Source organism: Cupriavidus pauculus (genome assembly GCF_008801835.1).
GTDB classification, from domain to species: Bacteria; Pseudomonadota; Gammaproteobacteria; order Burkholderiales; family Burkholderiaceae; genus Cupriavidus; species Cupriavidus pauculus.
The window spans coordinates 1-25,564 of record NZ_VZOW01000049.1 but is presented as its reverse complement, the minus strand read 5'-3'; the positions used below and the strand labels follow the sequence as shown (position 1 = coordinate 25,564).

The 25,564-nt window shown below is 60.3% G+C and carries 26 protein-coding genes and 1 pseudogene; 14 read left to right on the top strand and 13 right to left on the bottom strand.

Annotated elements, in window-relative coordinates; genetic code table 11:
* The first annotated feature begins 469 nt into the window (after nt 1-469).
* The 5 genes from F7R19_RS27725 to F7R19_RS27710 all read left to right on the top strand — a co-directional run bounded on the left by F7R19_RS27725 (nt 470) and on the right by F7R19_RS27710 (nt 3,732).
* Nucleotides 470-1,342, top strand: coding sequence for a DNA-binding protein (locus F7R19_RS27725; RefSeq protein ID WP_150982807.1), 873 nt, complete (start codon nt 470-472; stop codon nt 1,340-1,342).
* A gap of 461 nt (nt 1,343-1,803) precedes the next feature.
* Nucleotides 1,804-2,055, top strand: a complete 252-nt coding sequence (locus F7R19_RS27720) for a hypothetical protein (protein ID WP_150982805.1) — start codon at nt 1,804-1,806, stop codon at nt 2,053-2,055.
* Nucleotides 2,056-2,171: 116 nt separating this feature from the next.
* A complete protein-coding gene (locus tag F7R19_RS27715) occupies nt 2,172-2,408 on the top strand; it encodes a hypothetical protein (RefSeq protein ID WP_150982803.1) in 237 nt (78 codons plus the stop codon).
* 242 nt (nt 2,409-2,650) lie between these two features.
* Nucleotides 2,651-2,821: a hypothetical protein gene (locus F7R19_RS29930; protein WP_170292669.1), complete on the top strand. Its 171-nt coding sequence runs from the start codon at nt 2,651-2,653 to the stop codon at nt 2,819-2,821.
* Nucleotides 2,822-2,949: 128 nt separating this feature from the next.
* Complete coding sequence (locus tag F7R19_RS27710; RefSeq protein WP_150982801.1) at nt 2,950-3,732, top strand: hypothetical protein; 783 nt, start codon at nt 2,950-2,952, stop codon at nt 3,730-3,732.
* A 64-nt stretch (nt 3,733-3,796) separates the two neighbouring features.
* On the opposite strand, the gene imuA is transcribed toward F7R19_RS27710, so the two are convergent.
* On the bottom strand, nt 3,797-4,555 hold the full coding sequence (gene imuA / locus F7R19_RS27705) for a translesion DNA synthesis-associated protein ImuA (RefSeq protein WP_223506416.1): 759 nt from the start codon (nt 4,553-4,555) through the stop codon (nt 3,797-3,799).
* A gap of 336 nt (nt 4,556-4,891) precedes the next feature.
* Between imuA and F7R19_RS27700 the strand changes: the two genes are divergently transcribed.
* From F7R19_RS27700 to F7R19_RS27685, 4 genes are all read left to right on the top strand, one after another.
* Nucleotides 4,892-5,185, top strand: a complete 294-nt coding sequence (locus F7R19_RS27700; RefSeq protein ID WP_150982797.1) for a hypothetical protein — start codon at nt 4,892-4,894, stop codon at nt 5,183-5,185.
* Between the two features lie 1,009 nt (nt 5,186-6,194).
* Complete coding sequence (locus tag F7R19_RS27695) at nt 6,195-6,824, top strand: ATP-dependent DNA ligase (protein WP_150982795.1); 630 nt, start codon at nt 6,195-6,197, stop codon at nt 6,822-6,824.
* 238 nt (nt 6,825-7,062) lie between these two features.
* The gene (locus F7R19_RS27690) at nt 7,063-7,455 is read left to right on the top strand and encodes a hypothetical protein (protein ID WP_150982793.1); all 393 of its coding nucleotides are present in this window, start codon (nt 7,063-7,065) and stop codon (nt 7,453-7,455) included.
* Nucleotides 7,456-7,468: 13 nt separating this feature from the next.
* Nucleotides 7,469-8,122 carry an SOS response-associated peptidase gene (locus F7R19_RS27685; RefSeq protein WP_150982791.1) on the top strand — a complete coding sequence of 218 codons (654 nt, stop codon included), beginning with the start codon at nt 7,469-7,471 and terminating at the stop codon, nt 8,120-8,122.
* Nucleotides 8,123-8,230: 108 nt separating this feature from the next.
* Here F7R19_RS27685 and F7R19_RS27680 read toward each other — a convergent pair whose 3' ends face one another.
* The 7 genes from F7R19_RS27680 to F7R19_RS27650 all read right to left on the bottom strand — a co-directional run bounded on the left by F7R19_RS27680 (nt 8,231) and on the right by F7R19_RS27650 (nt 13,603).
* Nucleotides 8,231-8,695 (bottom strand): hypothetical protein, encoded by a 465-nt coding sequence (locus F7R19_RS27680; RefSeq protein WP_150982789.1) that lies wholly within the window; start codon nt 8,693-8,695, stop codon nt 8,231-8,233.
* 92 nt (nt 8,696-8,787) lie between these two features.
* Nucleotides 8,788-9,339 carry a hypothetical protein gene (locus F7R19_RS27675; RefSeq protein ID WP_150982788.1) on the bottom strand — a complete coding sequence of 184 codons (552 nt, stop codon included), beginning with the start codon at nt 9,337-9,339 and terminating at the stop codon, nt 8,788-8,790.
* Complete coding sequence (locus tag F7R19_RS27670) at nt 9,329-9,814, bottom strand: hypothetical protein (protein ID WP_150982786.1); 486 nt, start codon at nt 9,812-9,814, stop codon at nt 9,329-9,331. Before F7R19_RS27670 ends, F7R19_RS27675 begins: the two co-directional genes overlap by 11 nt.
* A gap of 119 nt (nt 9,815-9,933) precedes the next feature.
* The gene (locus tag F7R19_RS27665) at nt 9,934-10,194 is read right to left on the bottom strand and encodes a hypothetical protein (RefSeq protein ID WP_150982784.1); all 261 of its coding nucleotides are present in this window, start codon (nt 10,192-10,194) and stop codon (nt 9,934-9,936) included.
* A gap of 138 nt (nt 10,195-10,332) precedes the next feature.
* On the bottom strand, nt 10,333-10,464 hold the full coding sequence (locus tag F7R19_RS30540; protein ID WP_263289989.1) for a hypothetical protein: 132 nt from the start codon (nt 10,462-10,464) through the stop codon (nt 10,333-10,335).
* Between the two features lie 116 nt (nt 10,465-10,580).
* The gene (locus F7R19_RS27655; RefSeq protein ID WP_150982780.1) at nt 10,581-12,584 is read right to left on the bottom strand and encodes a lactonase family protein; all 2,004 of its coding nucleotides are present in this window, start codon (nt 12,582-12,584) and stop codon (nt 10,581-10,583) included.
* Between the two features lie 164 nt (nt 12,585-12,748).
* Nucleotides 12,749-13,603: a cell envelope biogenesis protein TolA gene (locus F7R19_RS27650; protein ID WP_150982778.1), complete on the bottom strand. Its 855-nt coding sequence runs from the start codon at nt 13,601-13,603 to the stop codon at nt 12,749-12,751.
* A 223-nt stretch (nt 13,604-13,826) separates the two neighbouring features.
* Between F7R19_RS27650 and F7R19_RS27645 the strand changes: the two genes are divergently transcribed.
* The gene (locus F7R19_RS27645) at nt 13,827-15,032 is read left to right on the top strand and encodes a tyrosine-type recombinase/integrase (RefSeq protein ID WP_150982776.1); all 1,206 of its coding nucleotides are present in this window, start codon (nt 13,827-13,829) and stop codon (nt 15,030-15,032) included.
* 77 nt (nt 15,033-15,109) lie between these two features.
* Here the strand turns inward: F7R19_RS27645 and F7R19_RS27640 are convergent, their stop codons facing one another.
* The 3 genes from F7R19_RS27640 to F7R19_RS30350 all read right to left on the bottom strand — a co-directional run bounded on the left by F7R19_RS27640 (nt 15,110) and on the right by F7R19_RS30350 (nt 17,889).
* Nucleotides 15,110-16,114: an HNH endonuclease gene (locus tag F7R19_RS27640; RefSeq protein WP_150982775.1), complete on the bottom strand. Its 1,005-nt coding sequence runs from the start codon at nt 16,112-16,114 to the stop codon at nt 15,110-15,112.
* 186 nt (nt 16,115-16,300) lie between these two features.
* The gene (locus F7R19_RS27635) at nt 16,301-16,957 is read right to left on the bottom strand and encodes an RES family NAD+ phosphorylase (protein WP_150982773.1); all 657 of its coding nucleotides are present in this window, start codon (nt 16,955-16,957) and stop codon (nt 16,301-16,303) included.
* Nucleotides 16,957-17,889: a hypothetical protein gene (locus F7R19_RS30350; RefSeq protein ID WP_223506414.1), complete on the bottom strand. Its 933-nt coding sequence runs from the start codon at nt 17,887-17,889 to the stop codon at nt 16,957-16,959. Before F7R19_RS30350 ends, F7R19_RS27635 begins: the two co-directional genes overlap by 1 nt.
* A gap of 685 nt (nt 17,890-18,574) precedes the next feature.
* On the opposite strand from F7R19_RS30350, the gene F7R19_RS27625 reads away from it, so the two are divergent.
* The 4 genes from F7R19_RS27625 to F7R19_RS27610 all read left to right on the top strand — a co-directional run bounded on the left by F7R19_RS27625 (nt 18,575) and on the right by F7R19_RS27610 (nt 22,410).
* Nucleotides 18,575-19,285, top strand: coding sequence for a ParA family protein (locus F7R19_RS27625; protein WP_150982771.1), 711 nt, complete (start codon nt 18,575-18,577; stop codon nt 19,283-19,285).
* Nucleotides 19,282-19,614 (top strand): stability/partitioning determinant, encoded by a 333-nt coding sequence (locus F7R19_RS27620; RefSeq protein ID WP_150982769.1) that lies wholly within the window; start codon nt 19,282-19,284, stop codon nt 19,612-19,614. The genes F7R19_RS27625 and F7R19_RS27620 overlap by 4 nt, the downstream gene beginning before the upstream one ends.
* Nucleotides 19,615-20,530: 916 nt before the next feature.
* Nucleotides 20,531-21,499, top strand: a complete 969-nt coding sequence (gene trfA, locus F7R19_RS27615) for a plasmid replication initiator TrfA (RefSeq protein WP_170292667.1) — start codon at nt 20,531-20,533, stop codon at nt 21,497-21,499.
* A gap of 167 nt (nt 21,500-21,666) precedes the next feature.
* Nucleotides 21,667-22,410, top strand: a complete 744-nt coding sequence (locus F7R19_RS27610; RefSeq protein WP_150982765.1) for a hypothetical protein — start codon at nt 21,667-21,669, stop codon at nt 22,408-22,410.
* Between the two features lie 83 nt (nt 22,411-22,493).
* Here F7R19_RS27610 and F7R19_RS27605 read toward each other — a convergent pair whose 3' ends face one another.
* Both F7R19_RS27605 and F7R19_RS27600 read right to left on the bottom strand, forming a co-directional pair.
* Complete coding sequence (locus tag F7R19_RS27605) at nt 22,494-25,067, bottom strand: DEAD/DEAH box helicase (protein ID WP_150982763.1); 2,574 nt, start codon at nt 25,065-25,067, stop codon at nt 22,494-22,496.
* 89 nt (nt 25,068-25,156) lie between these two features.
* Nucleotides 25,157-25,444: pseudogene (locus F7R19_RS27600) on the bottom strand (3'-5' exonuclease); the annotation flags it as partial.
* Between the last annotated feature and the right edge of the window lie 120 nt (nt 25,445-25,564).

The window sequence follows — 25,564 nt, the reverse complement described above, 5'->3', positions numbered from 1 at the left end:
CAGCTCCCACCACACCATTTTTTGGCGATGCACGGGCGGCGCTTACCCGCCCAACTGGCCGATTTCACACGCCAATTCCAGGGTGCTGAGAAAATCACTCGCGACCGTTGGTTGCCCGGAATCAGTCCTCAGTTGGACGGCGCCCGGCGTGGTGGCAGCGATCTGCGGCTGTTCACGCCTGCACCCGAGAGGGGCCGGCCAACGTTCCAAAATCAGGGTGAAGGTGCCAATCAGTAGGTGACTGATTTGGCAGGGATTTCATGCAGGCGTCGCCCGGAAACCCGCGTGGATGCTGGGAGTGGCTACACCGGTAAATTGCAGCGAAATCAAAGGGACCCCTATGGCGAAAATTGCTCTTTCCAGCATACGACCGATGGCCCCAAGTCAAGTGCATGCGAAATCTCCTTGTGGCCCTAACGTCCATAACATAACATTCATAACATAACGAAACGTAACGAACGGAGTTGTTATGGTACGGGAAGCGTCTATCACCCAGGAACAGGTGAATGCTGCGGCGAACGCTCTGCGTGCCGCCGGCACCAAACCGTCGGTCCGCGCCGTGCGCAAAGAGTTGGGGGACATCGGATCTCCGGCAACCGTGCTGCGTATGCTGAATGAGTGGAAAGGGAACCAAGTGAAAGTCCCCGAAGCGCCGCTTGCATTGCCAGCACCAATGCAGCGCGTTCTCGCCGACCATCTCGCCCAGCTCATTGCCGAGGGGAAGGTGGAGCTATCTGCAGAGTTGGCAGAGCAGCAGCAGCTCAATACGGATCTCGGCATGGAGAACGAGCGCCTCCTCGGCCAAGTCGAGGCATTGCAGGTTGAATTGGCTGCCTGTCAGTCTGAGCGGGATTCGTTAGCGGGCCGCGCGGAGCAGCAGGATGCTGACCTTCAGGTTGCCCGTGCTGAAGCGGAGCAGGAGCGTACTGCGGCCGCGAGTGTCAGGACGGACCTGGCCAAGGCACTGTTGCGGCTGGAAGCCCTTCCGCGGCTCGAAGATGACTTGAATGCAGCGCGCGCCGCGGTTGAGAAGGAACGCGCCGATCGAGTTACAGCGGAACAGGCCTCAGCGGTTGCGACCGCCCGGCTGGAGGGCGAGAAGAGGGCGCGAGAGCGCGTCGAGCTAGAGCTTCATGCAGTATCAGCGCGTGAAGAGCAAGCCAACGCCCAAGTGAGGGACCTCACTGCTCAGCTGGTCGACGGCCGCCTCGTGCGTGCCCGAAATGAGCGAGAGCCGCGTAAGCCAGTAGACTTACGACGCGGTGGTGCGCCGGAGCGAAAGTCGCGGGCTGGCCATCAAAGCGCCGCGCCCGGCAAGCAATCGCCCTCGGACAATAGTTAGGCATATCTCGACCAGTTTCGGGCGGGGCAGACATGGGCCGCAACTACATTCTCGAACGTACCATCGCCGATCCAAGGGTGCGCGCAGCCGAAAAGGCAGCGCGCAAACTGGCCGGCGCAAAACGCCTCCGGTCCGAGCGGGTGGCCACGGCTGCCTACGTGGAACGCGCCCGATGGTGCGCAAACGGTTGTGGCAAGCCTGTCGCCACAGGCGATGCCGGCTGGATCCCCTGTTGCTCGGAAGTGTGTCACTGCCAGTGGGAGGCCGCCGTATCGGCCCAGTTCGACGCCCAAGCGGCGCGACGCGCCCGACGAAAGAGTTGAGCCTTAAGACAACCCAACATGAATCCCCTGCGCGAAATGCTGCACCTGCCCGGAGGATTCGTGGACGGATACCTGTGAGGACAACCAGCGCGAAAGCTTCACGCTGGTCGGGCTCCGGGTAGTGACAGGAGACTGTGAATGCTGAGTTTCTTTTGCGATGCACAGGAGGCACGTCGCTTCATGCGCGAAGAATGCGGCTGGCCAGATCGAGACATCGACGCCCTTGCCGCCGTGCGGCCGCTGGAAGGCTGCGAGTGCGAGGTATATTTCGGGGCGTGGATCGTTTGGCAACCTTGCGCCGGCTGCGGCAAGAAGCTGCCCTGTGCGCCGGATGCCGTGGCCGACTATGAATGCGATGCTTGTGGCTACGACACGTACCAAGACGTCTGACAAAAGTCGCCCCGAAATAGAGGGGTACAGCGCCGCCCGCGCGTTGCCGATAGCTTCAAAGTACAAACCGGCGTACGCGCGCCCCGTACCGGCCGGCAGCCGGACGAGAGAGAACAATGTCGTCGTGGTTCAACATTGAGGATGTGACCGAAAAAAACTTCTGGCTTGTAGGCGTCGGAGAATTGGCCCGAGCAAAGAAGGAAGAAGTTACCGGTTTTGAAGTCCGGGCGACCGAGACCGGCTTTCAGGTCGTACTAGCGACGGCTGAGCATAAGTTTCCGATCGGTGCGGAGTTTGGTGTCCGGGCCGGCGCCGATAGCAAGCGCATCGAGCTTCAGAAGAAATACCTTTAAGCTGGTCGACAAGGGCCGCCCACAGACGGCTTTTTCGTGTCCCGCTTAGGAAGGTGCGCAAGCACCGGCCAACGACGAACGGCGAACTACCACAGCCCAGAGGCTAAGGAAAACGCCCCAACCGGGGATAACTGGCGCTCCACGCGCCCCGCACCGGCCGGCAGCCGCAAGAACGACGGGACATGACAAGGAACGAGGAGAGCGCGGCAAACTACGCGCGATGGCTGGGGGAGCTTCGCCAAATGCACGCCGATGTTCAGGCGCGGGTCGTGCAACTGCGCGGACTCGCGCGCCATGAGCAGGCCGACGAGGCGCAGCGGCAGTCGGAATATTTGGCAAAGGTGATTGACCAGACCGATATCTGGCGGCGGGAAGCGCTCGAAGGGCGCCACCATGACCCTGCGAACGACTGACCACGACCGCCATAACGCCGCCTCCGGGCGGCTTTTTTGTCGATGACGCTCATGCCGATAACTGGCAATATTGGCATGGCGTTTCAGGTGGCAGAATGGGCGGGTTCCGGAACGCAAGGGGTTAGCGCATGCCGACGATCACAGCAGCCTGGGGCGCAGTGCGTGCCTCCTTGCAGGGCGAATACTTCAACGACATTAAAACCATCGTCGGACTAGCCGGCCTCGATCTGACGGCGATCGGAAGCGTGCAGCAGAAGCAAGGGGAGGGTGGTGCTTCCAAAGGTCAACTGATGTCCGCCATCGACGTCGAGCTAGGCCAGCTGGACGGCGACGGGCAGCGACACTTTGTCGCCATCGTCGCCGAGGAGCTCTTGAGCCGAAAGCCTGACCTCAGTGAGCAGCTTGCGGATAAGCTGGCCCGGCATGGCTGGGGGCTGATCGACAACAGGCTGGTGCCGCTGGAACTTTTCGATCCCGCGGAACTTGCCACGTTGCCGGACGCGCCGCGCGCGGAGCTCTCCAAAGCCGCAGTGCGCTTTCGCGATGGCGACCTCGCCGGCGCTATTACCGCCGCATTCGGCGCGGTGGAAGTAGCCACCACAGAAATCTACCACCGTTTCTCACTTGGCGACCCCACCGATGCGTCGTTCCAGGAGCGTTGCAACGTCGCGCTCAAGAAAGCGGCGGACCACGAGAAAGGGCTGCGCGAACTCGGCTGGGATGATGCGTCGCTCAAGATGTTTGTGCAAAACCGCGGTAAAGCATTCGGGCAGGGCGCCTACGTCATGCAGACCCTGCGTTCTAGAATGGGTGACGTGCATGGCACGAAGCCGGTACTAAAACCTCTGGTATTCGAAGCGCTGAAGTGGGCGGAACTGTTCGTGCGCACGCTGACGATGGGCCCAGAGTGACTCGTAGTTGCGCACGCCGCCGGCGCCGCGAGCAATGCCGACGGCCTCGTTTAAGTTGAAGGAATCACACGTCCGCGCCGAACATCTCGCCGACTGCAATCACGCCGCTTCCGCGTTTGATGTTCTGAACCGTCTTCGGTTTGGCGTCCGACGGTCCGTGCCTCGCCCCGCTGATGCCCGAAAGATGCCCAAGGCTCTTGAGCTGCAACAGCAATACCCCAGCCGATACCGGTCCGCGACGCTTTAAGATGTGCGCGCGCACGAACCCTCCTGGTGCTGGCTCTAAGGCCAGGCGCAAGGGGGATGCAGATGCATCGTTCGCGGCCGACTGGGGACGAATGGCAAATACCATGGCATCTGTGGCCGCAGCCAGTCCCTGAAGACGCCGGATAGATTCAGGTCGTGCGCGAGGCAACCATGCCACGAGCGCGCCCAGCGCGCTCGATCGTAGGATGGTCTCACACGCCCACTGCGCATCAGCCGGCGATTCCGTTTTCACCCAGCGAACGTGCTTGGCCAAGCCAAGGCGCGTAAATTCTGGCGCATTCGGAGCAAACGGGCAGCCCACCAGCCATATCGGGCGGTTGCGCTTGGCTACTACGTCCAATGCACCGCGGAGTATTGATAGTTCGCCAATGCCGGGCTGTTTGACGATCAGCTCTGCCACACAGCCTTCCGCCCACCCACCGCCCGGCAGTTCAGCGTCCAGTGCCGCTATCCCGCTAGCCACCACCCTGCCAACCGGTCGTGCAAGCTGACTGGCGCGCCAGAGAGATGGATGGATCGATGCGGGGTCCAATAGGCCCTTCGGCGCGGCAGACATCGCCACTGGCCCATTGCCAATCACAGTTGCGCCTTTGGTCCGTGTCGCCGGTTGTCGCACTGGCGGGGGCACAGCCAGCAGTGACATTTGCTGTCCGTTGTCTTGGTCACGAGTGATAGTCGATCGCTTCATATCTGTATATATATACAGTATTGTCGTCACCCTCATCAAGCCCGCTACCTATAGGATACCTAGTAGCTATCAGATAGCTATAATAAAGCTTATGTTAAATCACATATGGAGGCATGCCTCGGACTGAATGTGGCGGTTGCGGCTTAGGCGCAGCATCTGTAGACTCCCTTCCCCCCTGTCTTTTCATCCACCCAAGGAGGGATCATGACGAAAGACGAACATCTTGATGCTGCCGGGGAAAAATGGCGCAGTGATGTGCACGATGGGCTGGCCAAGGACGCGGGAGCGTTCTCGGCCGTACAAGGCCTTTCGTTCCCAGAGGCTAAGGCCAAGGCCGAAGAGTACTACCGCTCGGTCGTCGCAGCCGAAAACCGAGGCCACGGCGAACCGCCAACTGCTCAAGAGCCGCCCAAAGTACCCGCGCACCTGGAAGCCAAAGCGAAACAGCACGCCCGCTTGATCCGCGCAGATTACGACGACAATCCCGCAGCCCTCTAAGTCCGGACCATTGCATCATGCTGGTACCGCCCAAAGAAGCAACCAAGCCCGCTTAAATAGCGGGTTTTTTTACGAAGGCCTGGCCAGCGCCCTACTAAGATCGCCCCACTTTTTCGTTGTTTGTCACGACCCATAAATTTTAGCAGCTAAATTTTGAATACTTTCTCCGTTTCGATTCAGGAAATCTTGGTTATCTCCAACCGCATGACTGACCTGCATTGCAAGGGGAAATATTAGCCGACGTGGCTTTTCGACACTCCAAGGAAAATAACGAGGTATTTTCTTTGACACTCGTTTGCACCGAAACTCGGCACGTAATTCACAGCCTCGGATAGAACGCGTAAGAAGAATAGCCAACCTTGTTTCGTCGGCGCCTAGGCGCCGGAAAGTGAAGCCCGGCGCCGCCTCCAGTCGTGTTGGGGCGCCACAACACTAGCGAGAGTAGCCTTGAGAGAGGCGCGAACCTCGGAAATCCCTTGTATTTCCGGCCATTATTCCCGGCGCCGCTCAGGCGCCGGCGAAAGAAAAAACATTTATTTTGTTTGGCAGTGCACCAAATGCATCGGGAATTTCTCGCGACATCTTGCGAACCGCGTTTCCCGTGTGCTGTAATACATGCCGACCCCATAAAGGTCGACGCCCACCAGGAAATCCAAGGTGGGCGTGCAATTTACGTCTGGAGTAAAAACCGTGGAGAACCACGAAACCTGGCTGGCGCTTATTACGCTGGCCTATCATGTGATGGGAATCATCCATTACACGATGTCGATGCTGGCGAAGAGCTAGTTCACACAAACCACCCGGTAAAGGGGAAGCCTTCGATCTTGCAGGATCGAAGGCTTTTTTCGCCTGTTGCTAGCTTACGGGGATTTGCAATTGATTGCAAATGAGCCTCATTGTGCACTCAAAATGCTAATACCAATTGCCCGAGGGTGAAGCTCGGCGGCTTCGCATATGCATGCAGCCGCGCGCCGCGCAATACTGGAGGCATGCGCCACCGAAACTTGTCATGCCCCGATCTCGCCGCAATGCAGCTCTCCCAGCGATTGAACCGATGTTGGCCCGTCGAAGCGCGACGTTGCCCCGCTCGGGTAGCTGGCACTATTCGCTGAAGTTCGATGGCTATCGGCTGCTGGCCAGCACTGGAGTGACACAACTTCGGCTGCGTGGCGGCGGTGATGCCACCACTTGGTTTCCGGAGTTAGTGGCCTCGCTAGCGCCCTTGCCTGCCGATTGTGTGCTCGATGGCGAGGTTGTCGTTCTCGATGAAATCGGGCGCGCGGATTTCGAGCGCCTTCACGCACGCGCATCGCACCGCAGCTGGTATGTGGGAGCAGATCCTGTTGTGTTCTGCGCGTTTGACCTTCTAGTGAACCACGGCGATGACGTCCGCAACGAGCCAATCGAAGTACGACAGACCCAACTCGCAGCATTGCTGGAGAACATCGAGCGGGGCGTGATGTTCGTTTCCTCCACTGACGACGGGGAATGGCTGTGGCAGCAGGTACTGGCACTCAAGCTGGAAGGCATTGTGGCCAAGCGCGCGGGCAGCCGCTATGTCGGCGGCTTGTCGAGTGATTGGCTCAAGATCAAGCGCCCTGGCGTGCATGACCATGGAGCGTTTAAGCGGGAGCCATAGCAGCCCTTCCCTCGTTGCGACCCTGGACCAGTCGTGCACGCAAAGCTCACGGCCGAGTAAACCCACGTAGGCAAAAAAAAGCCCGCGGATAGGTACGCGGGCCAGTCACCGTGGGGTCAATCACGATGGCCGCATTTTGGATTAAAAAGTGCAGTAATGTCATCCCACCGCATGGGGGATATAGACAGGCCGCCGCCTGCCGTAGCAGGTCAGATCGGAATTCTTGTCGAGTGTTTGATTGGCACTGTATATTTATACAGGTATGCTATTCGAAGTCATGAAACTCTGTCTGGAAGGTCGCCGGTTACACCGCGGATGGTGGGGCGGGCAGCTGCTTTGGCGCGGCCAAGTGGTCATAGAGGACCGCATGGATAAGGGGGCGCACCGCGTCATACCGCATGCCATCATGCTCTACAGCCAGCACCAGGACGTCGCAGAACTCGGAGTGTTGTACGACGCGAAGATCGTCAGAATGACCGCCGACGATTTGATCGTCACGGGATTCGAGCGCGCTGACTTCGAACTGAAGGAATATCGGCAAGCGTGGCTGATGCGGCCGATCACGCGCGAGGAGATGGAAACACCCATTCCAGCCGACGTGGCGCGCGGCCGGCGGAAACCTGACGTCTAAATGGAGGGTAGCGATGTGCGTCAACTATGCGCCGGTTCAACGGCAATTGCTTCGAGACGTGTTTGGCGTCGAACCGCCCGCCGGAGAATGGCGATCGGAAGCGTGGCCGGACTACCCTGCCCCAATCATCCGAGCGACCGAGAGTGGCGATCGTGAAGCTGTGCTCGGATCTTTCAGTATGGTGCCTAAGGGAAAGATCCCGCCTGGCGTGCGCTACTACCCGACAGCCAACGCTCGATCCGAAACGATTGGAAAGCTCAGCTCGTTTGCAAAGCACTGGAAGGCTGGCCAACTTTGCCTGATAGGCGCGACCGCTTTCCACGAACCAAATTGGGAGACGGGCAAGGCCGTGCGCTGGAAGATCGGGCTTCCCGGCGGCGAGCCGTTCGCAATTGCCGGCCTGTGGCGCAGCTGGCCCGATGGCGCGGTGAGCTTCACTATGCCAACGATGGCCGCAGGAGAGCATCCGCTCTTGCAGCGGTTCCATAAGCCCGGCGATGAAAAGCGCGGCGTCGTAATTCTTCCTCGCGATACCTGGGACGATTGGCTGCGCTGCAAAGACCCTGAGGAGGCGCGAACGTTCCTGCGGCTCTATCCTGCAGATGCGATGACTGCGGAACCGGCCCCCTTGCCCTCACGCCAGAAAACGCGACCAGACGAACACTGAACACGTGCCAGCGTTTGGGCAAGATGGCCGCTATCTCTCATTCGCTAAGCGCAAGAGCTTCCGGTACCCCCTGCGCTGCAGCCGGCCTCGGCTTGTAGCCTTCCTCGGCTAGTTCGAAGCCTTTGGGCCTACGGCTTCGAGGGCTTTTGAGAACAGACTCACAGTCGGCCAGATTGCCAGCAGGCTTAGGCCATAGGCGAAGTATGCTGCAAGGGGGGCCTCAATTTTCGCCAAGTGCGCGCTCACAGCCAGGAAAAGAAACATCACAACAAGGCACCCGATCCCGCCCGCGCTGTTCCGAAGAAAGCTTCGGAATATTGGATGCGGCACCAACAGAATTCGCTTAGCAAAGTCGTAAGCAAGGCCAGCGCCGAGGATGACCGCGGCATAGCAAATCGGCGTTAGGAGGCTGTTCGTGTCATTCAGCTTGTCGTACGTTTTCTGCACGAGCCACACATAAGCACCCGATAGCAGCATCACGAGTGCCGCAATGCTAGCTTGCTCAAGGAACTGCAATGCTGTCTTCGCGTCGTTCTTTTTCGAGGGGGATGCGATTTCCTGGGGTCTCGTCAAGGGCGCTCCGTTGGTGTTATGCATTCACGCGCCGCCATCGCGGCGACCGGTGCGGTACGCGCAACGCATTGCTTGACTGTCGCCGTGCACGGTTACGCAGCTGGAACCGGCGCCGGCAAAACGTGAATTTTTCGGATTTCGTCTATCAACTTACTGAGAACCTCATACGCGGTCGCGGGGGTGGCCTGTGTCGGCACTGGCCTGCCCGAGTTGCGGTGTGCGATCCAGTCACGGTACCGCTTGATCTGCTTTACTTGGCCAATGAGGTCGGTATCTACCTCTGGTTTAAACAGATCAAGAATATCGTCGAAGCGCCAGTACTCCACTTCCGCCTTGAACTTCTCCGCCAGTTTTCGCGAATATTCCGCAGGGTGTCCTGCTGCGAGCCGTTCATTCGCCGCCTGTAGATGTTCGATTACGTATCTTTCGAACGTAGCGAAGAGCGCCAGTACGGCAAGATCGGAGGCCTGTTGGGAAGCCAACTCCAGCGCGGCTTCCGCCTCTTCCGGCGTGGCTCCCACAAATTGCGTTCGACGTATGAAGGGCTCATATTGCTCGCGGACCGTTCGAACTGCGACCTTAAAACTATCCCGCGCCACTTCGAACGCTTTGTAGACCGGCTCAAGAGGGTTATCAGAACTCATAGTCGGACACGTCCGTCAGCAGATCGAGGAACAGACTTTCGTCCACGCGCTTCGCTCGACGCACGCTCGACTCGATCCAATACCAGCCGTCGCCGTCCACACCATGTAACATCGGAGCTGTAGTGGTACTTACCGTTTTGCCGCCAGCAGTACTGGTGGACTTGAATTCTGGCCCCTTGCCGACATAGTAAAGAAGAGCCTGGGTCGCCAATATCCCGACGATATCCACTCGTCCGTAGGCAGCAATGATCCTCGATCCACGCGGGATGACTTTGGCCACTGACACGCCATTCCGGGAGACGTAAAGAGCCGGAGCGTCGTAGCTCCCGGTGCGCTCTTCACGCACGGTATAGGGCTGACGTTCGGTTTCAAGGCCATGGTCGCGACACCATTCGGCAGCCTCGGCAATCAATGCCGTGACCCGTTGGATATAGGCTTCGCGTTCTGTTGCCTGCTGGCCAGTCGTTTCGGTCATCCTAAAGCCCCTGATGGACCGCGTTACTCGCTCCGAGCGCGTGCCGCAGTGTGCCAGTTTAATAAAGTCGTTAGTGTACTTGAGCCCTGCCAACCACAGACAAATAGCCTCGCGGCCCGTCAAACGTGGCGATCGTCCTCTTCCCGCCACGGTGTGCTCCGGTTACGCATCCCATAGGTAAAGGTTACGCTCGACGCGCCATCCTCAAACGCGTAGGCAAACCGCCGGTGATAGGGCGAGACCATGGGCGAGCCGGCAGGTGACATGAACTGTTCGCCGGCCTGCGTGGCGATACCCGCATCGCGCTCTTCGACGGCACGGTCGATGGCCGCCCGCATGGGGTCGAACAGATAGCGGGCTGTTGCGGAAGGTTGGTGCATGGACGAAGTCGAAAGAATTGCTGGCTGGACCTTGCATTGTGCACCGACCACGCCGATGGGGGCCGCGCGACGCTGCAGGATCTAGGAAAACGCTGCCCGGCTGCGCCGAAATCGCCTCCGACAATGAGCGCTCTTCAATCACAGGAGTGCCTTGTGCCCCTCTCCCCGACCGCTCAGATGCTTGTCAACCTGGCCCGCGACCGAGATCGCGCCGATCTGCAGGTCACCTCTGTCCAATGCGCCGGCCCTGGCGGCCAGGTCGAGCGACATCCTCACACCGGCCCCGCGCGGGCCGCCAGAATGCAAAAACTTACCGATGAGGAGTACGCCGTTGTTCTTGGCGTTAGCCACCTGTGACGAAAGCGGGCCAGCCGGCCCGCTTTTTCTCACGGCTTCGGTTCGACAATGGCAATGGCCACGTTGCCGTTGCCAGCCGGGAACGGGCTGCCGGGCACCGCCGTCAGCGCCCCGGTCGCGCCATCGATCGCGAACCCATACAAGGCGCCGTTGAGCGACGGCGTGTACAGGAACTTCCCATTCGGTTCAATACGAAGCCGCCGACCATTGGTGCTGGCAGGCGTCGTGCCCACCACGGCAGTGGACGACCCGGTCCCGAGGTCCAGTTGATGGATCGCGATATTGTTACTCGTACTCCCAAGCACGTACGCAAATTGCCTGGAGGGAGTCAACGCGATATCGGCCGGCGCCAGCGCAGGAGTGACAAACAGGCTGGAGGGGGCCATCGAGCCCGACAACGGGTCAATACCGTAGACGCTGACGTCGTTGCTCGCAACGTTGGGCGCGTACAGGAAACTTCCATCGCGGGACAGCGCGAGGGAGTTGGGACCCGACCCAGTCCAAAGACTGCCCCCGTCGAGAGCAAAGCTACCCGGGTAGGTCCCCAAGTCAAAGCTGAGGACGACATTGGCAACCATGTTCGCCATATAGAGATACTGACCCGTCGTAGAGATCACCATCGAAACGTTGGAGCCGCTCCCGCCTATCGTGTTATTGGCCGGGGCAAGGGTCCCGCCCGCCCCAATCGAATGAGATTCGGCACTGCCCTGCCCGCTCACGTAGAGCCATTGACCCGATGGGTTGATCACGATCGATCGCGACGAGCCGACCACGGCGATCGGGGCGCTGGTCCCCGGCATCGGGGCCATGGCACCGGTGGCCGGGTCGAGCGAAAAACCCGTCACGGCGTTCGTATTAAGCGCGCCGTAGGCGGTCAGCCCCGAGGCCAGGAACGCGAGGTCGTTGACCGGGCCGCCGGCGGCGAAGGGGCTACCCGGCACGGCGGCCAGCCGCCCGTTTGTCGGGTCGATCCGGTAGACCGAGAGCGTGCTGTCGCTCTGGTTGGCCACCACCACGAACTGCGCCTGCACGCAGGTGATCGCGACGTTGGCCACGTTTGCCGCCGCGACCGTCCCGGCGCCGTTGGACACTGTACAAGTCTGCCCGGCCGGCTGGGCCGCCACGGTCACGGCATAGGCCGTGGCGCTCAGCCGCGCCGTCGGCATGATGAATCCGCCATTGGCGTTGACCACCTGGGTGTCGCCATTGGTGTCGGCTAGTTGCAGGCTCTTGCCTGTGGCAAGACCCGAGACCGTGCCGCCCACCGTATAGGTCGGGGGCAGCGACGCGTTGCGCGAGAGCGCGGCGTTCGCGCACAGCCTTACGCCGGCCGGGGCATCGGCGCAGGCCGTCAGGGTGGCCGCGCCGGCGGCGTAGGCCGTGGCGGGGCTGGCCACCTGGGCACTGCGGCCGTCGGCGGCCGGCGTCGCCACGAAGCTCGCGTCGTCGCTCATCCACGACCAGTGGGTCAGGTCCCCTGCCCCGTCCACGCCATCCGAGCGTCGCACGGCCACGGTCACGGTCTGCGCGGCGCCGCCGGCCGCCACGGCCACGGTCGCCGGGGTCAACGCAAGGGTGTAGGACTTGGCGGGCGCGGCCTGCACCACCAGGTGCGTGACGCTGGTGATGCGGGTGCCATCGGCCAGCGTCGCCATGGCCGTGATATCGGCCACGCCGGCCGCGAGCGTCTGGACCATGGCGTAGATGCCCACCGGAGCCGCCATCACCGAAGCCGAGGCCGCCGGCGCCTTGTCCGAGGCGGACAACACGGTGGCGACGGTCGGATCCGACGACGTCCAGGCAAAGGTGGCGCCCTTCACCTCCGTGCCGTCGGCGGCCAGCAGGGTCGCCTTGAGCGTGAGCGTGCCGCCGGCCACCGGTGCGGCGCTGCCGGTGTCGACCACCAGGCGCGATGCCGCCGGCGTGGCGGCCGGGGTCTGGGGACTCTCGTCGGAACCGCAGGCGGCGAGGAGCGCCGCGGCGAACAAGGCAAGGCCGGCAGCGCGCGCGCCGGCAAGAGCGTGTAGAAACATGGACCCAACCCGGTTTTAGAATCGTCGTGGCCGTCCGGCCTGGCCGGCGGCGGCTCGCGCCCTCAACGGGGCGTCTTGCGCGCGACTCTAGCAGCCGCGGGGTCCCCATCAAAACCCCCAATTGGGGGTGACTCCTCAACAACAGTGTCCGCGACCGGCGGCTGTCACCCCTTGCCGCGCAGCGCCTGCCGGTAGGCGTCGACACCGGCGCGCGCCGTCTTCAATTCTTCCTCGAGGAACGCCACCCGCCCCGACAGCGCGTCGCGCTCGGCCCGATAGGCCTGCCGCACGTTGTCGGTCTCCAGCGCCCGCCGCCGCTCGGCCGCCGCCTGGCGCTCGCCCATGCGCGCCAGTTCCTCGGTGGCCGCCTGCAGTGCCGCCACCAAGCCGGCCTCCTTGTCGGCCAGTGCGGCCCGCGCACTGGCCAGCGTCGCGTGCAGCGTCGCGACCTCGGCCTGCGCCGCCCGGCCGTCCGCCTCCGCTGTGGCCGCGCGCTCGCGCAGCTGGCGGTTTTCTGCTTCGAGTGTGGCCACGCGCTGGGTGAGCAGCGCCGCCAGCGTCCCCGCCGGCTCGCCCACGGCGTCCTCCCCCGTCACTGTGGTCGTTTGGACCGGGGCCGCCGCCGGTGCCCCGACCCGGGCGCCGGGCGCGCGCGGGGCCAGGGTGGCCAGGCCGCCGGTCTCGTCCAGCGCCACGCGGATCTCCTTGTGCAGGAACCCGCGCAGGCCCTCGTCGAGCAACGCGCGGCGCTCGGCCTCTGCGCCTGCCGTCGGCGCGGCCTTACGCTCGGCGATCACCGCGGCCACGGTCTGGCCGCTCGGCGACCGGGCCACGCCGGCGGCGGCCAAGAGGCGCCTGTAGACGGAGGCCCCGAACGTGCGCCCGGTGATGCGGTCGATCGCGTCGAAGGCGCGGCGCAGGAAGGAGCGGTTGTCGGCGTGGGCGACGTCGAGCTGCTGCAGCGCGCGGATGATGGCGAGCAGCTCGGCGTCGGCAAAGGCGGTGGGCGTGCGGGGCATGGGCGAACTATCAAATAGACGGCGGCGGGGATGTCGATAGTCTACCCTTTATTAGTACGATTATCAGTATTCGATAACAGTACGATTTGTCATTAGCCTAATAATGACAACTGGATCGGGAAATTGGCTATACTGCACCTGTCACGTCGCCACGCCGCCTCCCGCAAGGCTTCGCGGGCACCAGTCGCCGCCTAGGCGGCCCGATTTCCCCTGTCTACCGCCCATGGACGACCTCCTGCCCGCCATGCCCGCCCCCCTCCCACCGCGAGACGCTCTGCCGAACGCGCTGGCCAGCCCGGTGCTGCCCGCAGGCCAGACCGACGCCCAGCTGGTGCGGACCTGGCTCGACAGCAAGTACGCGGCGGGCCTGGGCATCCGCGCCAGCACGCGCGCCCAGTACGCGCTCGAGGCGCACCGCCTGCTGTGGTACGCCCATGCGCTGGGGCGGCCGCTGGCCCGCTGGCAGGTGGACGATGCCAACGGCTACCTCGCCTTCCTCGCAGATCCGCCGCCGCACGCCGTGGGCGACGGCCGCGCGCGGCAGGACAGCCCGGCCTGGCGCCCGTTGCGCGGTCCGCTCTCGGAGGCGTCGCGGCGGCAGACCGCCACCATCGTGGGCGGCCTATTCGACTGGCTGGTGGGGGTGCAGGCGCTGCGCGTGAATCCGTTCCAGGCGGTGCCGCGGGCGCGGGCGGCGCGCGGCCCGGGCTCGCAGCGGCGCTTCCTGGAGGCCGAGCAGGTGGCAGCGGTGTTCGATGCCATCGAGGCACGCTCGGCGCCGACGCTCTGGGCCCAGCTGCACAAGGCGCGCGACCGGCTGCTGCTCGCCCTGCTGTTCCAGACCGGCTTGCGCGCCTCCGAGGTCGCGGCCCTGACCTGGCCGGACTTTGAGCGCCAGCGGGGAAAAAGCGGGGAGTTCTGGACCGTGCGCATCCGTGAGGCCAAGGGCGGCAACGACCAACTGGTGCCCTGCGACAACGTGATGGGCGAACTCGCGCGCTTCCGGCAGTTGGTGGGCCTGTCGCCCGAGCCGCGCGCCACCGACACCATGGCCGTGATCCCAGCGATCGCCGGCGGCCGGCAGCGCCAGGCGCCGCTCACCGACGCGCTCGCACTGCAGCGCAAGCTCGGCCGCCCGGTGCGCACGCGCCAGGGCCTCTATGCCATCGTGCGCGAGGTGTTCGACGCGGCGGCGACGCGGTTGGACGCCGGCGGCCACGCCGACGATGCGGCGAACCTGCGCGCCGCGTCGACCCACTGGCTGCGGCACTCGCATGCCACGCACCTGCTGCGCGCGGGCGTGCCAGTCACAGACGTGCAACGCTCGCTACGTCACCGCGATATCAATACCACCCGGCGCTACACCCACGAGGCACTGGAGGACGTCGCGCGCGCACTGGCCGGCCGACTGCCCCAGGGCAACGGCTAGAGTAGTCCGTTCACGCGCGGATTTCGGGCTGCGGTTTCGATGAGGGTGGCGTTACTCGGACGCCGGCTCCTGGTTGTTCAATCCGGCACATCGTCGGTATCCGGCCTCGGTATTTGCTCCATTCCACTGACGTCAACGTTTTCGAATTGGTAGGTAACGGATATCGTGTCGCCCGTCACCCGATCGGTCCCTGACAGATCCATTTCGCCCGCGTGTAGGACGTCCTCCGCGGCATCTGGCCAAGGAAAGGGCTTCAGTTCGATGGGGGCATCCACTGTTAATCCTCCGTCGCGCTTGGGACATGGGACGTTGACCTGAAACCGCTGCATGCCGTACGACAGCAGCAAGAAAGCGTAGGGCACGCGATCCGGTGCGTCAGGCTTCCGGGTCAGTAGATGGATTGCAAGGCTGCTCGCAGGCGTGCTCGCCGCAACTAGCCATTCTGCTGAAGGCACCTGAATGATCTCATCACCTGTTCGGGCCTCCATGAGCCAGTCCAGCGTCTCGCTGAAGTTTGGGAGTTCATCATCCGGCATCACCGACAGCGCCATCTTCACGAACGTTTTGAGAACGGCGATGGGTCTATACGGATCGCGGGTCAATGTCAGGTTGACGATGCGATGGTCCTCACTGGCCGTGAATGGTCGATCGTCTTCGTTCGCACCCGCGATAATCTCAAACCGGTTGCCAGTCCGCTCAATGCGCCAGCCAGACGGCCCGCCGCCTTTCAAGGTCGGAATGCCTTTCTTCCCGCGGCGCCCTGCCAGTAGCCGAAGTGGCTTCGACCAATTCCCGAAGTCGTTCTCGATGCTTGAACCGAAGGACCGGTTGCAGTTGTCGCATTCGTACTCACTGAGAAGACGGCGGTTGCCGATTGACTCGGGAACGGCGTGCGCATCATCACGGAAAGCCACGTCTGGCGCGCCCTTCCCACAGAATCGACAATGCCGCGGTGTTGGCCCGTGCAGAATGCGCGTTGGCTGATTATCCAAGTCGGCCTGTTCGAACGAAAAGCACAGGCGATAGTTGCGCTGGTAGAAGGCTTCGGCCTCCTTGTCGTAATCGGCTTCCGTGGACGCCATTGTTGTTCTCCGCTCTACACGTCCATGTCCACTTGGCGGACCGTGTAACGTGCGTCACACCCCCGCCCCATCGTGGCGCCTTGGCGCCAGACTTGCCGTCCTCAGCCCTCGCCTTCCCCCTCGGGCTCTTCGGTCACGGGCCCTACCCACGTTGGACGCGGCCGATCCCCCGCGCCCAAGAGTGCCCTATTCATTCCAAGGGTCCGCGGGCGGCGCGATGCCGATGTTGTAGTTGTCTAGAAATACCGAGAGCATGTGGAACCGAGCCAAGGGTACGGATTCTCCACGCGGAACCATCGGCGCCCGGTCGAAAATCGCCACACTCGGCTCATTGCCGTAGCGCGCATAGAAATAGATGCCATCGATGTCTGGATACGACTGGTGGATGGCGGCGCTCCAGAGGTTTGGCCCGCGATAGTCCTCCGTCGCCAAAACGCGATTGTCCAAGCCGAGGTGAAAGTGCGGTTGAGTCAGGTCCGCCAGCCGCAGGGGCCGGCCCAGCGTGGTACCCAAGTCGCAGATGCTCCGCTGCGTCAGTTCCTCTTCGTCCAGCAACAAGGGGAGCGAGCCGCCCTGAAAGCGTCCCCGCACGACCGTTTCCGCCATGCACGTTGTGAAGCTTGGTGATGCATACAACACACCAAACTCGTCGTTCGGTGCATCAAAGCGAAATGGCTGTCCGCCCTTCGAGCGGCGATTGTAGTGAATCGGACCGTAGATGGAACGATGGATGCGCCAGAGGTGGGTCGTGCCGAGGTCTAGTTCCTTCACCGGCATGACACGGTCGGCCAGATCCTCAGGCGGCAACGGGCAGCCCAACTCCTCGGCAGTCAGAGCTTGCATCAAGCTGCCCCCTGCTCGCCCACGTATCGGTCTAAAACCGTCTGGACAACCGGCTCAATCGGCTTGGACTCATCGACAATCCAGTCCATGGGACGTGCGCCTCCGAGCGGTTCGAGCGGCCGTTGCATGAAGTTGTGCACGACCCAGCAACTGGCGCCGGCCTCGATGAAGGGCGCCAGCACGGCGGCCAGCCGGCCCGCATTAGCTTCAAACTGCCATTGTGGATAGCGCAGGCCCCGTTGCTTGCCGGGCGGGACCAGAGCGTACAATTGCCCCTTTATGCGGGCCTCATTGATGGTCCGATCGGAGCGCCCCGAGTAAATCGCCGCGTCACGTAGCGCGAGATTCTCTGGGCGCTGCAGTTCCGCCAAAGCATGGTGGCGCCCTCGATCTCGGGCAGCCTGGAGCGGGTCGGAAGAAGCAAACTCGCTTCGGGTAACGGCCTGGCCGCGGGTGATTTCTTGAGCGGCGCTCACAATCAAATCATCCATCGCGCGCTCGGAATACGAACGAGGCGTCAGCGCACTGCCTAGAAGTTGTTCGATCCTTGCATACAGGTGGCTGGCGAGCAATGCGCGAGCGGGTTGATTGGATAGTTCGAGCACCACGGCCGTGGCAGCAAGTCGCTCGTCGACGTTTGCATTGAGGTGTGCTGCCAGCCGGGTCCCGGTGGCATGGCGAACGTCATTTTCGGCTATTGCTAGAGCCCTCTCGGTAGCCCCTTGTAGGGATTCATACGCGTCTCTTGCCGCCGTAAACGCGGCCTTCACGATCGCGGCGGTCGACGTCGAATCGGCCGGAACGTATGCAGGCGACGTTGTCACTCCCGCATGAGGGCCGTAGATTGGGTCCAGTCTCTCGGACGTCGACTCCGAAATCCTGATCGTGAAGCCCTCTTCGAGGAAAGAGGGGGGCGGCGTTTTCGTTTCCATGACCTCATACTAGTTCATGAAATTCATGAACGCAAACGAGCCCTTCCTATTCGCTCTTGCCGCGCTGGTGGTTGCGGCGCATCGAGGCATGACGAAGCCGCGGTCAGCGATACGACTCGCTCAGTATATAAGAATGTAAGCCTGAATTGATCGCAGCCCTACCCTCCTTCCTCTACGATCGTTGCAGCACACTCCCTTATCAGCCGCCGGCGGCGGCTGTCGAGCGAGGGATATCGGATAGCTACCAGATATCATCGCAAAGGCACCTGTTGCCTTCAAAGGCTCTGTGCTCCGTGCGTGGTGACGGTCGTTATCGGCAGACAAGCGTACGGGACCCCTGCACACGGTCCCAACAGATCGATATCTGGTAGCTTTCAGATACCATTTCCACAGGTTATATAGGCTAGGCTAGTGAGCCCGTCGCTGATGGGCACGGAACGGTGTTGATTCAATGAATCAATAACTAGGGCCAGCTATCCTTAAGCTATCCTTACGCTATCTATTAGATATCTTCTAGATATCCCTAAGATACCAAAAACGGATAGCCATAAGTTACCCGATAGCTATCCGATTTCCCTTGGCTACCGTGGTAGCTATCAGCTATACTCTGTGCGCCGGATACCACAATGGTACCAAGCAGCTAACATCTATCCGGTAGCTACCAGCTACCAACTTAGGAGCGTTTATGCCGGTGATCGCGTTTGTCTCTCCGAAGGGTGGCGCTGGGAAGACCACCAGTTGCCTGGCACTGGCCACTACTGTGGCTGAGAAAGGCGCCACGGTGACAGTCATCGATGCCGACCCAAATCGTCCCGTTCAAACCTGGGCGAAAGGTGGCGCAGCACCGGAGACGATGAAAATCGTGTCCGACGTGACCGAAGAGGACATCGCAGATCGCATTGATGAAGCTGCTCGGGAATCCACGTTCGTCTTTATCGACCTCGAAGGTACAGCAGCCACCATCGTCGCTCACGCCATCAGCGAAGCCGACTTCGTGGTGGTACCGACGCAAGGCTCGCAGCTGGACGCAGAACAGGCGGGCAGGGCGTTCAGGCTGATCCGCGCACACGAGCGAGGAATCCAGAAGCACAAGCCCGACTACCGACTCCCGTACGCGGTGCTCTTCACTCGTACGTCGGTGGCCATCCAGAGCCGTGACACCTCGCACATCCGGAAGACGTTTGCCGAAGCCAACATCCCGGTATTCAAGGTCGAGTTGAACGAGCGAGCCGCATTCAAGGCAATGTTTTCCTACCGACAAACGCTCAGCGGCCTGGGTAGGTCTGAAGTGTCAAACGTTGAAAAAGCCATCGAGAACGCCGAAGCCTTTGCGGCCGAGGTCTTTCAGATGCTCCGGGACCCGAAGCAACATTCGCAAAGTGAGGTGACACAATGACCCGAGCGAACCCGTTGGATCTTTCCGTCGAGGACTTCGCCCCTCGCACGGGGGACGACAAGCCGCGACCGAATCGTGAATCCATCGACAAGGTGGCCAAGGACAATGGCTTCCTGAGCCGGGACGCTTCTAAGGTCGAAGCAGCGACGGCTGCATCCCCGCGCAAACAGCGACGCTTCACGACAGGTCGGAATCAGCAGCTCAATATCAAGGCAACCGCCGACACTGTCGCGCGTTTCAACAAACTCGCTGATGATTTGAATCTGCCCGCCGGCGCTCTGCTTGAGCGCGCAGTGCAGGTTCTGGAAGAGAAGTTCAAGCGGGGATGAAAGCTATCTGGTAGCTCGTAGCTACCAGATAGCTTTTCCATTTGACGCACCGAGTCCCGGCCGCAGAATCCCAGGTGGGTAGGGGGCTTCACAAATAGTGGCGTGCCCAAAGCATCTCACATGGGCGAACTATCAATACCCTGGTCTAGCAATTGCCGAACTATCAAGCCGGGGGGCACCATTGGCGAACCATCAAACGGCCGCTATCGAGGATTGGCGAACTATCAAAGCCAACGCGCCACCCATTGCTGAATTACCAATACCTAACTGGGCAAAATGCTACAAATAGTGCCGTTTTAGTCACATTAAGTCGCCCATACGCCCCGCTTGGTCCGGCTTCTCAGCGAAAGCTCACCGTTTGAGCCCACTCTTTTGATAGTAGAGCGATGCTAAACGGCATAACGTCCGTGGAAATCCTTTTCTGTTGGGCGATATATTGAGAGTGAATACTTACGTACAGAAGGCTACTAACAAGCTATCTGCTCGAAACAGGTAGGGCACAAAAACCCTGGATCGACCCACGCAGCATGGGATGTGCACAAGTTGCCGCTTCTCGGCGATCAACGCTTGGTCAATCGGCGAGCTATCAATAGCAGATCGGCGATCCACTAATAGCAACACAGCCGAATCACTAGTAGCGGTATACGTGAATTACTAATAGTCATTCGCCACTTATCCACAAGATTTTATTCTTTAAAAACAAACACTTACGTGTTTCCCTAATCAGGGTTTAATCGGTTTACCTAATCCATATACGCAAGCGGCACTTCGACCTCACAAGCCGGGTCTACGTCTCTTTTCAGAGAAAATTTCAAAACCATCGGTGAACTATCAAACATCATGGGCGAATCACCAATAGCGTCGCCTTGACACACGTATACACCCCCCCATAATGCACCGGAGTCAAGGAGAGGATATGGACCACAGTCCACAACCGGAGGAAGAGTTCCAGCTCGTACCCGAGTCTGAAGCTGAGCCCACACGTGGCCGTGGTCGCGCGCAAGCCGGTGGCGGCCGTGTCTCCAAAAATCAGGACCTGCTGAACGCGACAGAAAAGCTCATCGCTTCTGCAGCAACGAGGAAGGCACGCGGCGTCATCAATACGCCGATTCCCTTGGAACTGCCGTTCTGGACAGAAAGCAAACGGGCACTGCCAAATCCCCTCGCTCGTGGCGCACTCTTCACGGCGACCAAAGACAACAACCGCGAGTATTACAAGGGCACGAAGGTCACCACCCTCGCAAACATCGACATCATCTACACGGGCGAGGAGCTTCGCCAGGATGATATGAGCGTGCTTCTCACGATTTTCCATCTCGCTCGTCAACGACCGCTTTCCAAGGACGATCCCGTTGAATTCACTGCGTACAGCTTCCTCAAGGAAGTGGGATGGACCATCAACGGTCAGGAGTACAAGCATCTGCAAGAGTGTTTTGATCGGCTTTCCGCGAACCAGGTCAAAGTATTGGCGGATGGAGGGAAGGCGGGCTATGCAGGCTCGCTGGTCCGATCGTTCGAATGGCGAGATTCAAACGGCGTCTCGCTGAGCAAATGGAAAGTGTGGCTCGAGCCAAAGATTGCCGGTCTTTTTACCCAAGATTCTTTCACGCTCATGGAGTGGGCGGACCGTAAGAAAATCGGTCAGCGTTCACCGCTGGCACTGTGGCTCCACAGTTTCCTGTCCACGCACCGCGAGCCGATACCCCTCTCCGTTGAGAAGTACAAGGAGCTGAGCGGTACCAAGGAAAAGTCGCTCGCAGGCTTCCGTATGCGCCTGAAAGCTGCCCTGAACAAGCTCAAAGAATGCGGCATCATTGACTCCTTCGAACTGAAGAATGACCTTGTCTACGTCACTCGAACCAGAGCGAAGCAAATAGCCGCCTAAAGCGCAAAGAAGAGCTCGTTGGAATTTGATACTAGCGGTGACCCAGACGGCGTTTCTTCTTCCGCTCCTCAATGGCCTCACCCTGGCCCATCCGGATGCTCCATCACTACACGTCGGTTCATACTCTCGAGCTTATCCTACGGAACCGGACATTACGCTTTACCCGCTTGGACCAGTTCGACGACGTCGCCGAAGGCCGGAGCATCGGTAATTTCCCACTCGGAACAAGGCTTTTTGCAAGTTGCTGGTCCGCCGACGACCGCGAGAGCATTCCCCAATGGGAAATGTACGGCGATCACATGAGAGGCGTACGCCTCTCCTTGCCAGAGAACCCTTTCGTCTGGCACCACCATAACTTCCGGTGGCACGAAAGTTTCGGCGTGGACCGACTTGATGCTCCGTTCAGCCTGCGAGAGATGTTAAGCGCCGGCATAGTCATAGCCCCAACGGTCCAGATGCGACGGACCTTCGGCCAGCGCGTGAAATACGTTACCGACGTGACCTCGGCGACAAGACATCTGTTTGAAGTGGGAGACAACGGAGAAATGATCTTCAAGGGCGAGGGCAACGAGATCGCGTTCTACAAGTCAGACATGTGGGCATTCCAGAAGGAGTACCGATATGTCCTCATAGTTACACCTGGCCATCCCGAACCCTTCGACGGTGACATCGAGGCATATCTTGAAGGCCGGCGAAGGTGGGCACGCAGCGGAATCAATTTTATGACAGCCGTACCCGAACGACTGCACATAGACCTCAGTCTGAGTTCCGCTGCACTCTGCCAAGCTCAAATTCTTGTCGGCCCACTGGCAACGGAGGAAACAAAGGATGCTGTCGTATCACTGGCGGCCGCGCTCGCGCCCGGCGCGAGAATTGCCCGCAGCGGCCTGAGCGGGACCATTCGACAATAGTCGAACTGGTTACTCAAGCAGCAACTGGACGCACCGTTCCAGTCTGCAAACGTCCTTACGAAAGAGCGTTGCCTACCGAGCCTTCACTCGCCCGCTACGGTGGACCCCTTCCGCATCAGTGAGACGCGATTTCGCTTTCCGACCCATACGTCTGGCCTCGCGTCGGAGAATGAGGAACTCAAGGAACATACGTACCGTTGATGAAGTGTCATCCAGATCATCGACGACGGTAAGGTAGCTGCTGGAGGAGCTGACGGAATGGTCCCAGAGCTACTGCGGCTTGAAGATTCGATGAGCTTAGGCGTGCCGCGCTTGCGGCGGCGTTCCGATTGATTGCCCCACCGCATGCCGATCGACTCTAGGCGACGAACTTTGGACGCTTCCAACAACCCTGCGGAATGGTTTTTGCGCTGTGTCCCTAGCCAATAGCCCAAGTTGATGCTGGCGACGCCGTCGGCGCCTTCCGACATAGTTCCAACTGGGGGATTGCAATGCCCATTGAGGTCAGCCCACGCTTTTGCGGCATTGAAACCTTCCTCCCATTGCGCATCGCGAAAGTTCCAAAGAATACCGAGGCCCTCGACTCGCTGTTGTCGCTCAACTGGAAGAATGCCTTTCGAGTAGGACAATCTTAGGGAAGAAATCCAAGCGCCCAAGTGGTACCCACTGCTAGTAACGTAGCGCTGGGGAGCGTTGCAATGGCCATGGGTCTCGGCCCAGGTCTCGGCCTCACGAAAGCCCTTTTCGAACGCATCGTTCAAGGGATCCCAAACGAACCCGGCATTCGTCAGCCTATCGATCTTGTCTTCCGAAAGTCGGCCGGTACGACGATGGCTTCTCTGGACCGATGCCCATTGACCAAGATCTTTGACGGGGACATCAGCATGCACGCTTCCAACGGGCACCGAGAAATTCTTGTTCTCGACCATCCAGCGAATAAGCCCATCACAAATGAGGTGCCACTTGGTATCCGTGGGCCTCCAATCCATGCCAATGGACTCCAGTCGCCTCGCTCGCTCGTCGGTCAGGTGGCCCTTCTTTCTGGAGTCACGTTGCCCGGCGATCCATCGGCCGAGCGCGAAACAGCCGCTGGACCCACTCGGCCACATTTCCTCGGTAGCTGCGTTGCAGTGCCCACGCTGCAACGAACGTTGTCTGGCCAATTCATACGCTGCTTCCCACGTATCAGAAAGATCGTCGACAAGAAGCGGACGTAAAACGTCTGCGATCTCTTTCGTATGGCGTCCGCCAACGAATCTGACCTTACCTAGCGGATCAAAATCGCTTGCCGTTGCCCCCGCCATAGAAGCGGAGCGGGCGCGGTCCAGTGCAGCAGCAAACTCTTCGTCATGTGCCCTGAGTGCAGCGAGTACGTGCCAAATTGTCCGAAACTGCGTGCTCACAGCGACTTCCTCTGGCGACTCGCCCTTGCCTACGAGAATCGGCAAGACAACGGTACCGACAGACTTTCCCGGGTTGACCCGCAGAACGCGTCCCAGGGCTTGAGCGATGTCGATCTCGCTAGTGCGCGGATCGACGAACACGATGCCATCGACGCTTGGCACATCGATTCCTTCTGTCAGGCAGCGTGCGTTTGTGATGACGCGATGCTCAGAATCGGAAGCCGATGCCAATTCCGACAGCAAAGCACGACGAACATGAGCCTTCATCTTCCCGGATACAAAGGATGCTTCCACTTTTACGCTCGTCTTTCCAATGGAGCGCATCGTGTCAGCGACCGTACCGATGTCCCGTTGAAACCGGGAGGCCTTGCTCAGTGAATGGTGGAAGGTGATGACCTTACGGAGATTAAATTCGTCGAGGGCTTTTACCACGCCGATCAGACCGGCATCCAACAATCGGTCTGTTTCGCTCGCTGGCTTCGTCTTACCGCCCTCGATAAGCACGCTCCGCAGATCCTCGCTATCAGAAAGCACAACTACGATCTGGTAATCGCAGAGCAGCCCCAGGTCAATAGCGCGTCTGAAGGAGAGGGTATGGAAGCGAGGTCCAAACACTATCTCGTTGGTCATATCGAAGGTGTGCGGTGCAGTAGCCTTCGTTGACGATCCGCCACGGACGCGCGGGGTGGCGGTGGCGTATAACCTTTTGACTGCCCGAATCCGGCGATCGTCCAGAACCACGGCGAATGGCGAGTCGGAAGGGCCGGCACAGCGGTGGGCCTCATCACATACCATCAAATCGAACGGAGGCGCTGGGGTAGCTGCTTGAGCAGCTGCCACGACACTGGCGGAATGATACGTTGAGAAAACCAACCGCGGACCCGGGAGGCAAAGAAAGCGACCAACCTCGTCGATATCAGTAGTTACGGAGAGTCCGCCGAGGCGCAGTGTGTCGACAGAGATATCATCCGACTCGGAGCTTCGCGCAACACTATCATCTGAGCAGACGCACAACACGTCGAAGTACTGCCGCGCATTGTCCCGCCAAGAGTTGGCAAACTGCTCCAACAATGAGATAGACGGGAGAAATACAATAGTAAGCCGTGACCTAAGGGCCTCGGCGATCCACAGCGCAGTCAGAGTCTTTCCAGATCCGCACGCCATCACCAGTTGCCCGCGATCGTGTGATTGAAAGCCCTCCAGCACGTCGCGTATTGCCTCATGCTGATGCGAACGAGGGGCGTGTTTCTTCATGGCGTATTTATCGATGTGGCTGGTACAGAAAGGCTAACTTCTAGCTCGAGAAGTCAAGTTCTGACGGCGGAAAGCGCAGAAAACTTGAGTTAAGCTAGGCCAGCTTCGACGACAAAGCGCGATGTGGGGTGTTTTTTTGCGGTGGAGAGGATCATGTTGCGCCGCGCACGAGTGAGCGCCACATAGAACAATCTCCGTTCCTCGGCCTCGCTACTGCCTTCATCGGGTATGACGCTTTCCTCCAACCGGATGAGGGCAGTATGGTCCCACTCGAGCCCTTTGCTCGAATGGAAAGTCGTGAGCACGACCGCATCCGCAACTGGCTCGTTGTTCTTACGACGAAGGAATTCCAACCTGTCTGAGAATGGGCTGTTGATGTGCACGCAAAACTGACCCACTGCCGTACGTAGTTTTCATCGAAATTTGACCCACGTGTTCCAATGCCTGCTCGATGCCGAGCAGGAGAACCGGAGTGATTACGGTGAACATGTTGGCCA

Coding starts and splice junctions, on each gene's coding strand:
- F7R19_RS27725 (WP_150982807.1), top strand. CDS start 470: ATGGTACGGGAAGCGTCTATCACCCAGGAACAGGTGAATGCTGCGGCG.
- F7R19_RS27720 (WP_150982805.1), top strand. CDS start 1,804: ATGCTGAGTTTCTTTTGCGATGCACAGGAGGCACGTCGCTTCATGCGC.
- F7R19_RS27715 (WP_150982803.1), top strand. CDS start 2,172: ATGTCGTCGTGGTTCAACATTGAGGATGTGACCGAAAAAAACTTCTGG.
- F7R19_RS29930 (WP_170292669.1), top strand. CDS start 2,651: ATGCACGCCGATGTTCAGGCGCGGGTCGTGCAACTGCGCGGACTCGCG.
- F7R19_RS27710 (WP_150982801.1), top strand. CDS start 2,950: ATGCCGACGATCACAGCAGCCTGGGGCGCAGTGCGTGCCTCCTTGCAG.
- imuA (WP_223506416.1), bottom strand. CDS start 4,555: ATGTCTGCCGCGCCGAAGGGCCTATTGGACCCCGCATCGATCCATCCA.
- F7R19_RS27700 (WP_150982797.1), top strand. CDS start 4,892: ATGACGAAAGACGAACATCTTGATGCTGCCGGGGAAAAATGGCGCAGT.
- F7R19_RS27695 (WP_150982795.1), top strand. CDS start 6,195: ATGCCCCGATCTCGCCGCAATGCAGCTCTCCCAGCGATTGAACCGATG.
- F7R19_RS27685 (WP_150982791.1), top strand. CDS start 7,469: ATGTGCGTCAACTATGCGCCGGTTCAACGGCAATTGCTTCGAGACGTG.
- F7R19_RS27675 (WP_150982788.1), bottom strand. CDS start 9,339: ATGAGTTCTGATAACCCTCTTGAGCCGGTCTACAAAGCGTTCGAAGTG.
- F7R19_RS27670 (WP_150982786.1), bottom strand. CDS start 9,814: ATGACCGAAACGACTGGCCAGCAGGCAACAGAACGCGAAGCCTATATC.
- F7R19_RS27665 (WP_150982784.1), bottom strand. CDS start 10,194: ATGCACCAACCTTCCGCAACAGCCCGCTATCTGTTCGACCCCATGCGG.
- F7R19_RS30540 (WP_263289989.1), bottom strand. CDS start 10,464: ATGTCGCTCGACCTGGCCGCCAGGGCCGGCGCATTGGACAGAGGTGAC.
- F7R19_RS27655 (WP_150982780.1), bottom strand. CDS start 12,584: ATGTTTCTACACGCTCTTGCCGGCGCGCGCGCTGCCGGCCTTGCCTTG.
- F7R19_RS27650 (WP_150982778.1), bottom strand. CDS start 13,603: ATGCCCCGCACGCCCACCGCCTTTGCCGACGCCGAGCTGCTCGCCATC.
- F7R19_RS27645 (WP_150982776.1), top strand. CDS start 13,827: ATGGACGACCTCCTGCCCGCCATGCCCGCCCCCCTCCCACCGCGAGAC.
- F7R19_RS27640 (WP_150982775.1), bottom strand. CDS start 16,114: ATGGCGTCCACGGAAGCCGATTACGACAAGGAGGCCGAAGCCTTCTAC.
- F7R19_RS27635 (WP_150982773.1), bottom strand. CDS start 16,957: ATGCAAGCTCTGACTGCCGAGGAGTTGGGCTGCCCGTTGCCGCCTGAG.
- F7R19_RS30350 (WP_223506414.1), bottom strand. CDS start 17,889: ATGGAAACGAAAACGCCGCCCCCCTCTTTCCTCGAAGAGGGCTTCACG.
- F7R19_RS27625 (WP_150982771.1), top strand. CDS start 18,575: ATGCCGGTGATCGCGTTTGTCTCTCCGAAGGGTGGCGCTGGGAAGACC.
- F7R19_RS27620 (WP_150982769.1), top strand. CDS start 19,282: ATGACCCGAGCGAACCCGTTGGATCTTTCCGTCGAGGACTTCGCCCCT.
- trfA (WP_170292667.1), top strand. CDS start 20,531: ATGGACCACAGTCCACAACCGGAGGAAGAGTTCCAGCTCGTACCCGAG.
- F7R19_RS27605 (WP_150982763.1), bottom strand. CDS start 25,067: ATGAAGAAACACGCCCCTCGTTCGCATCAGCATGAGGCAATACGCGAC.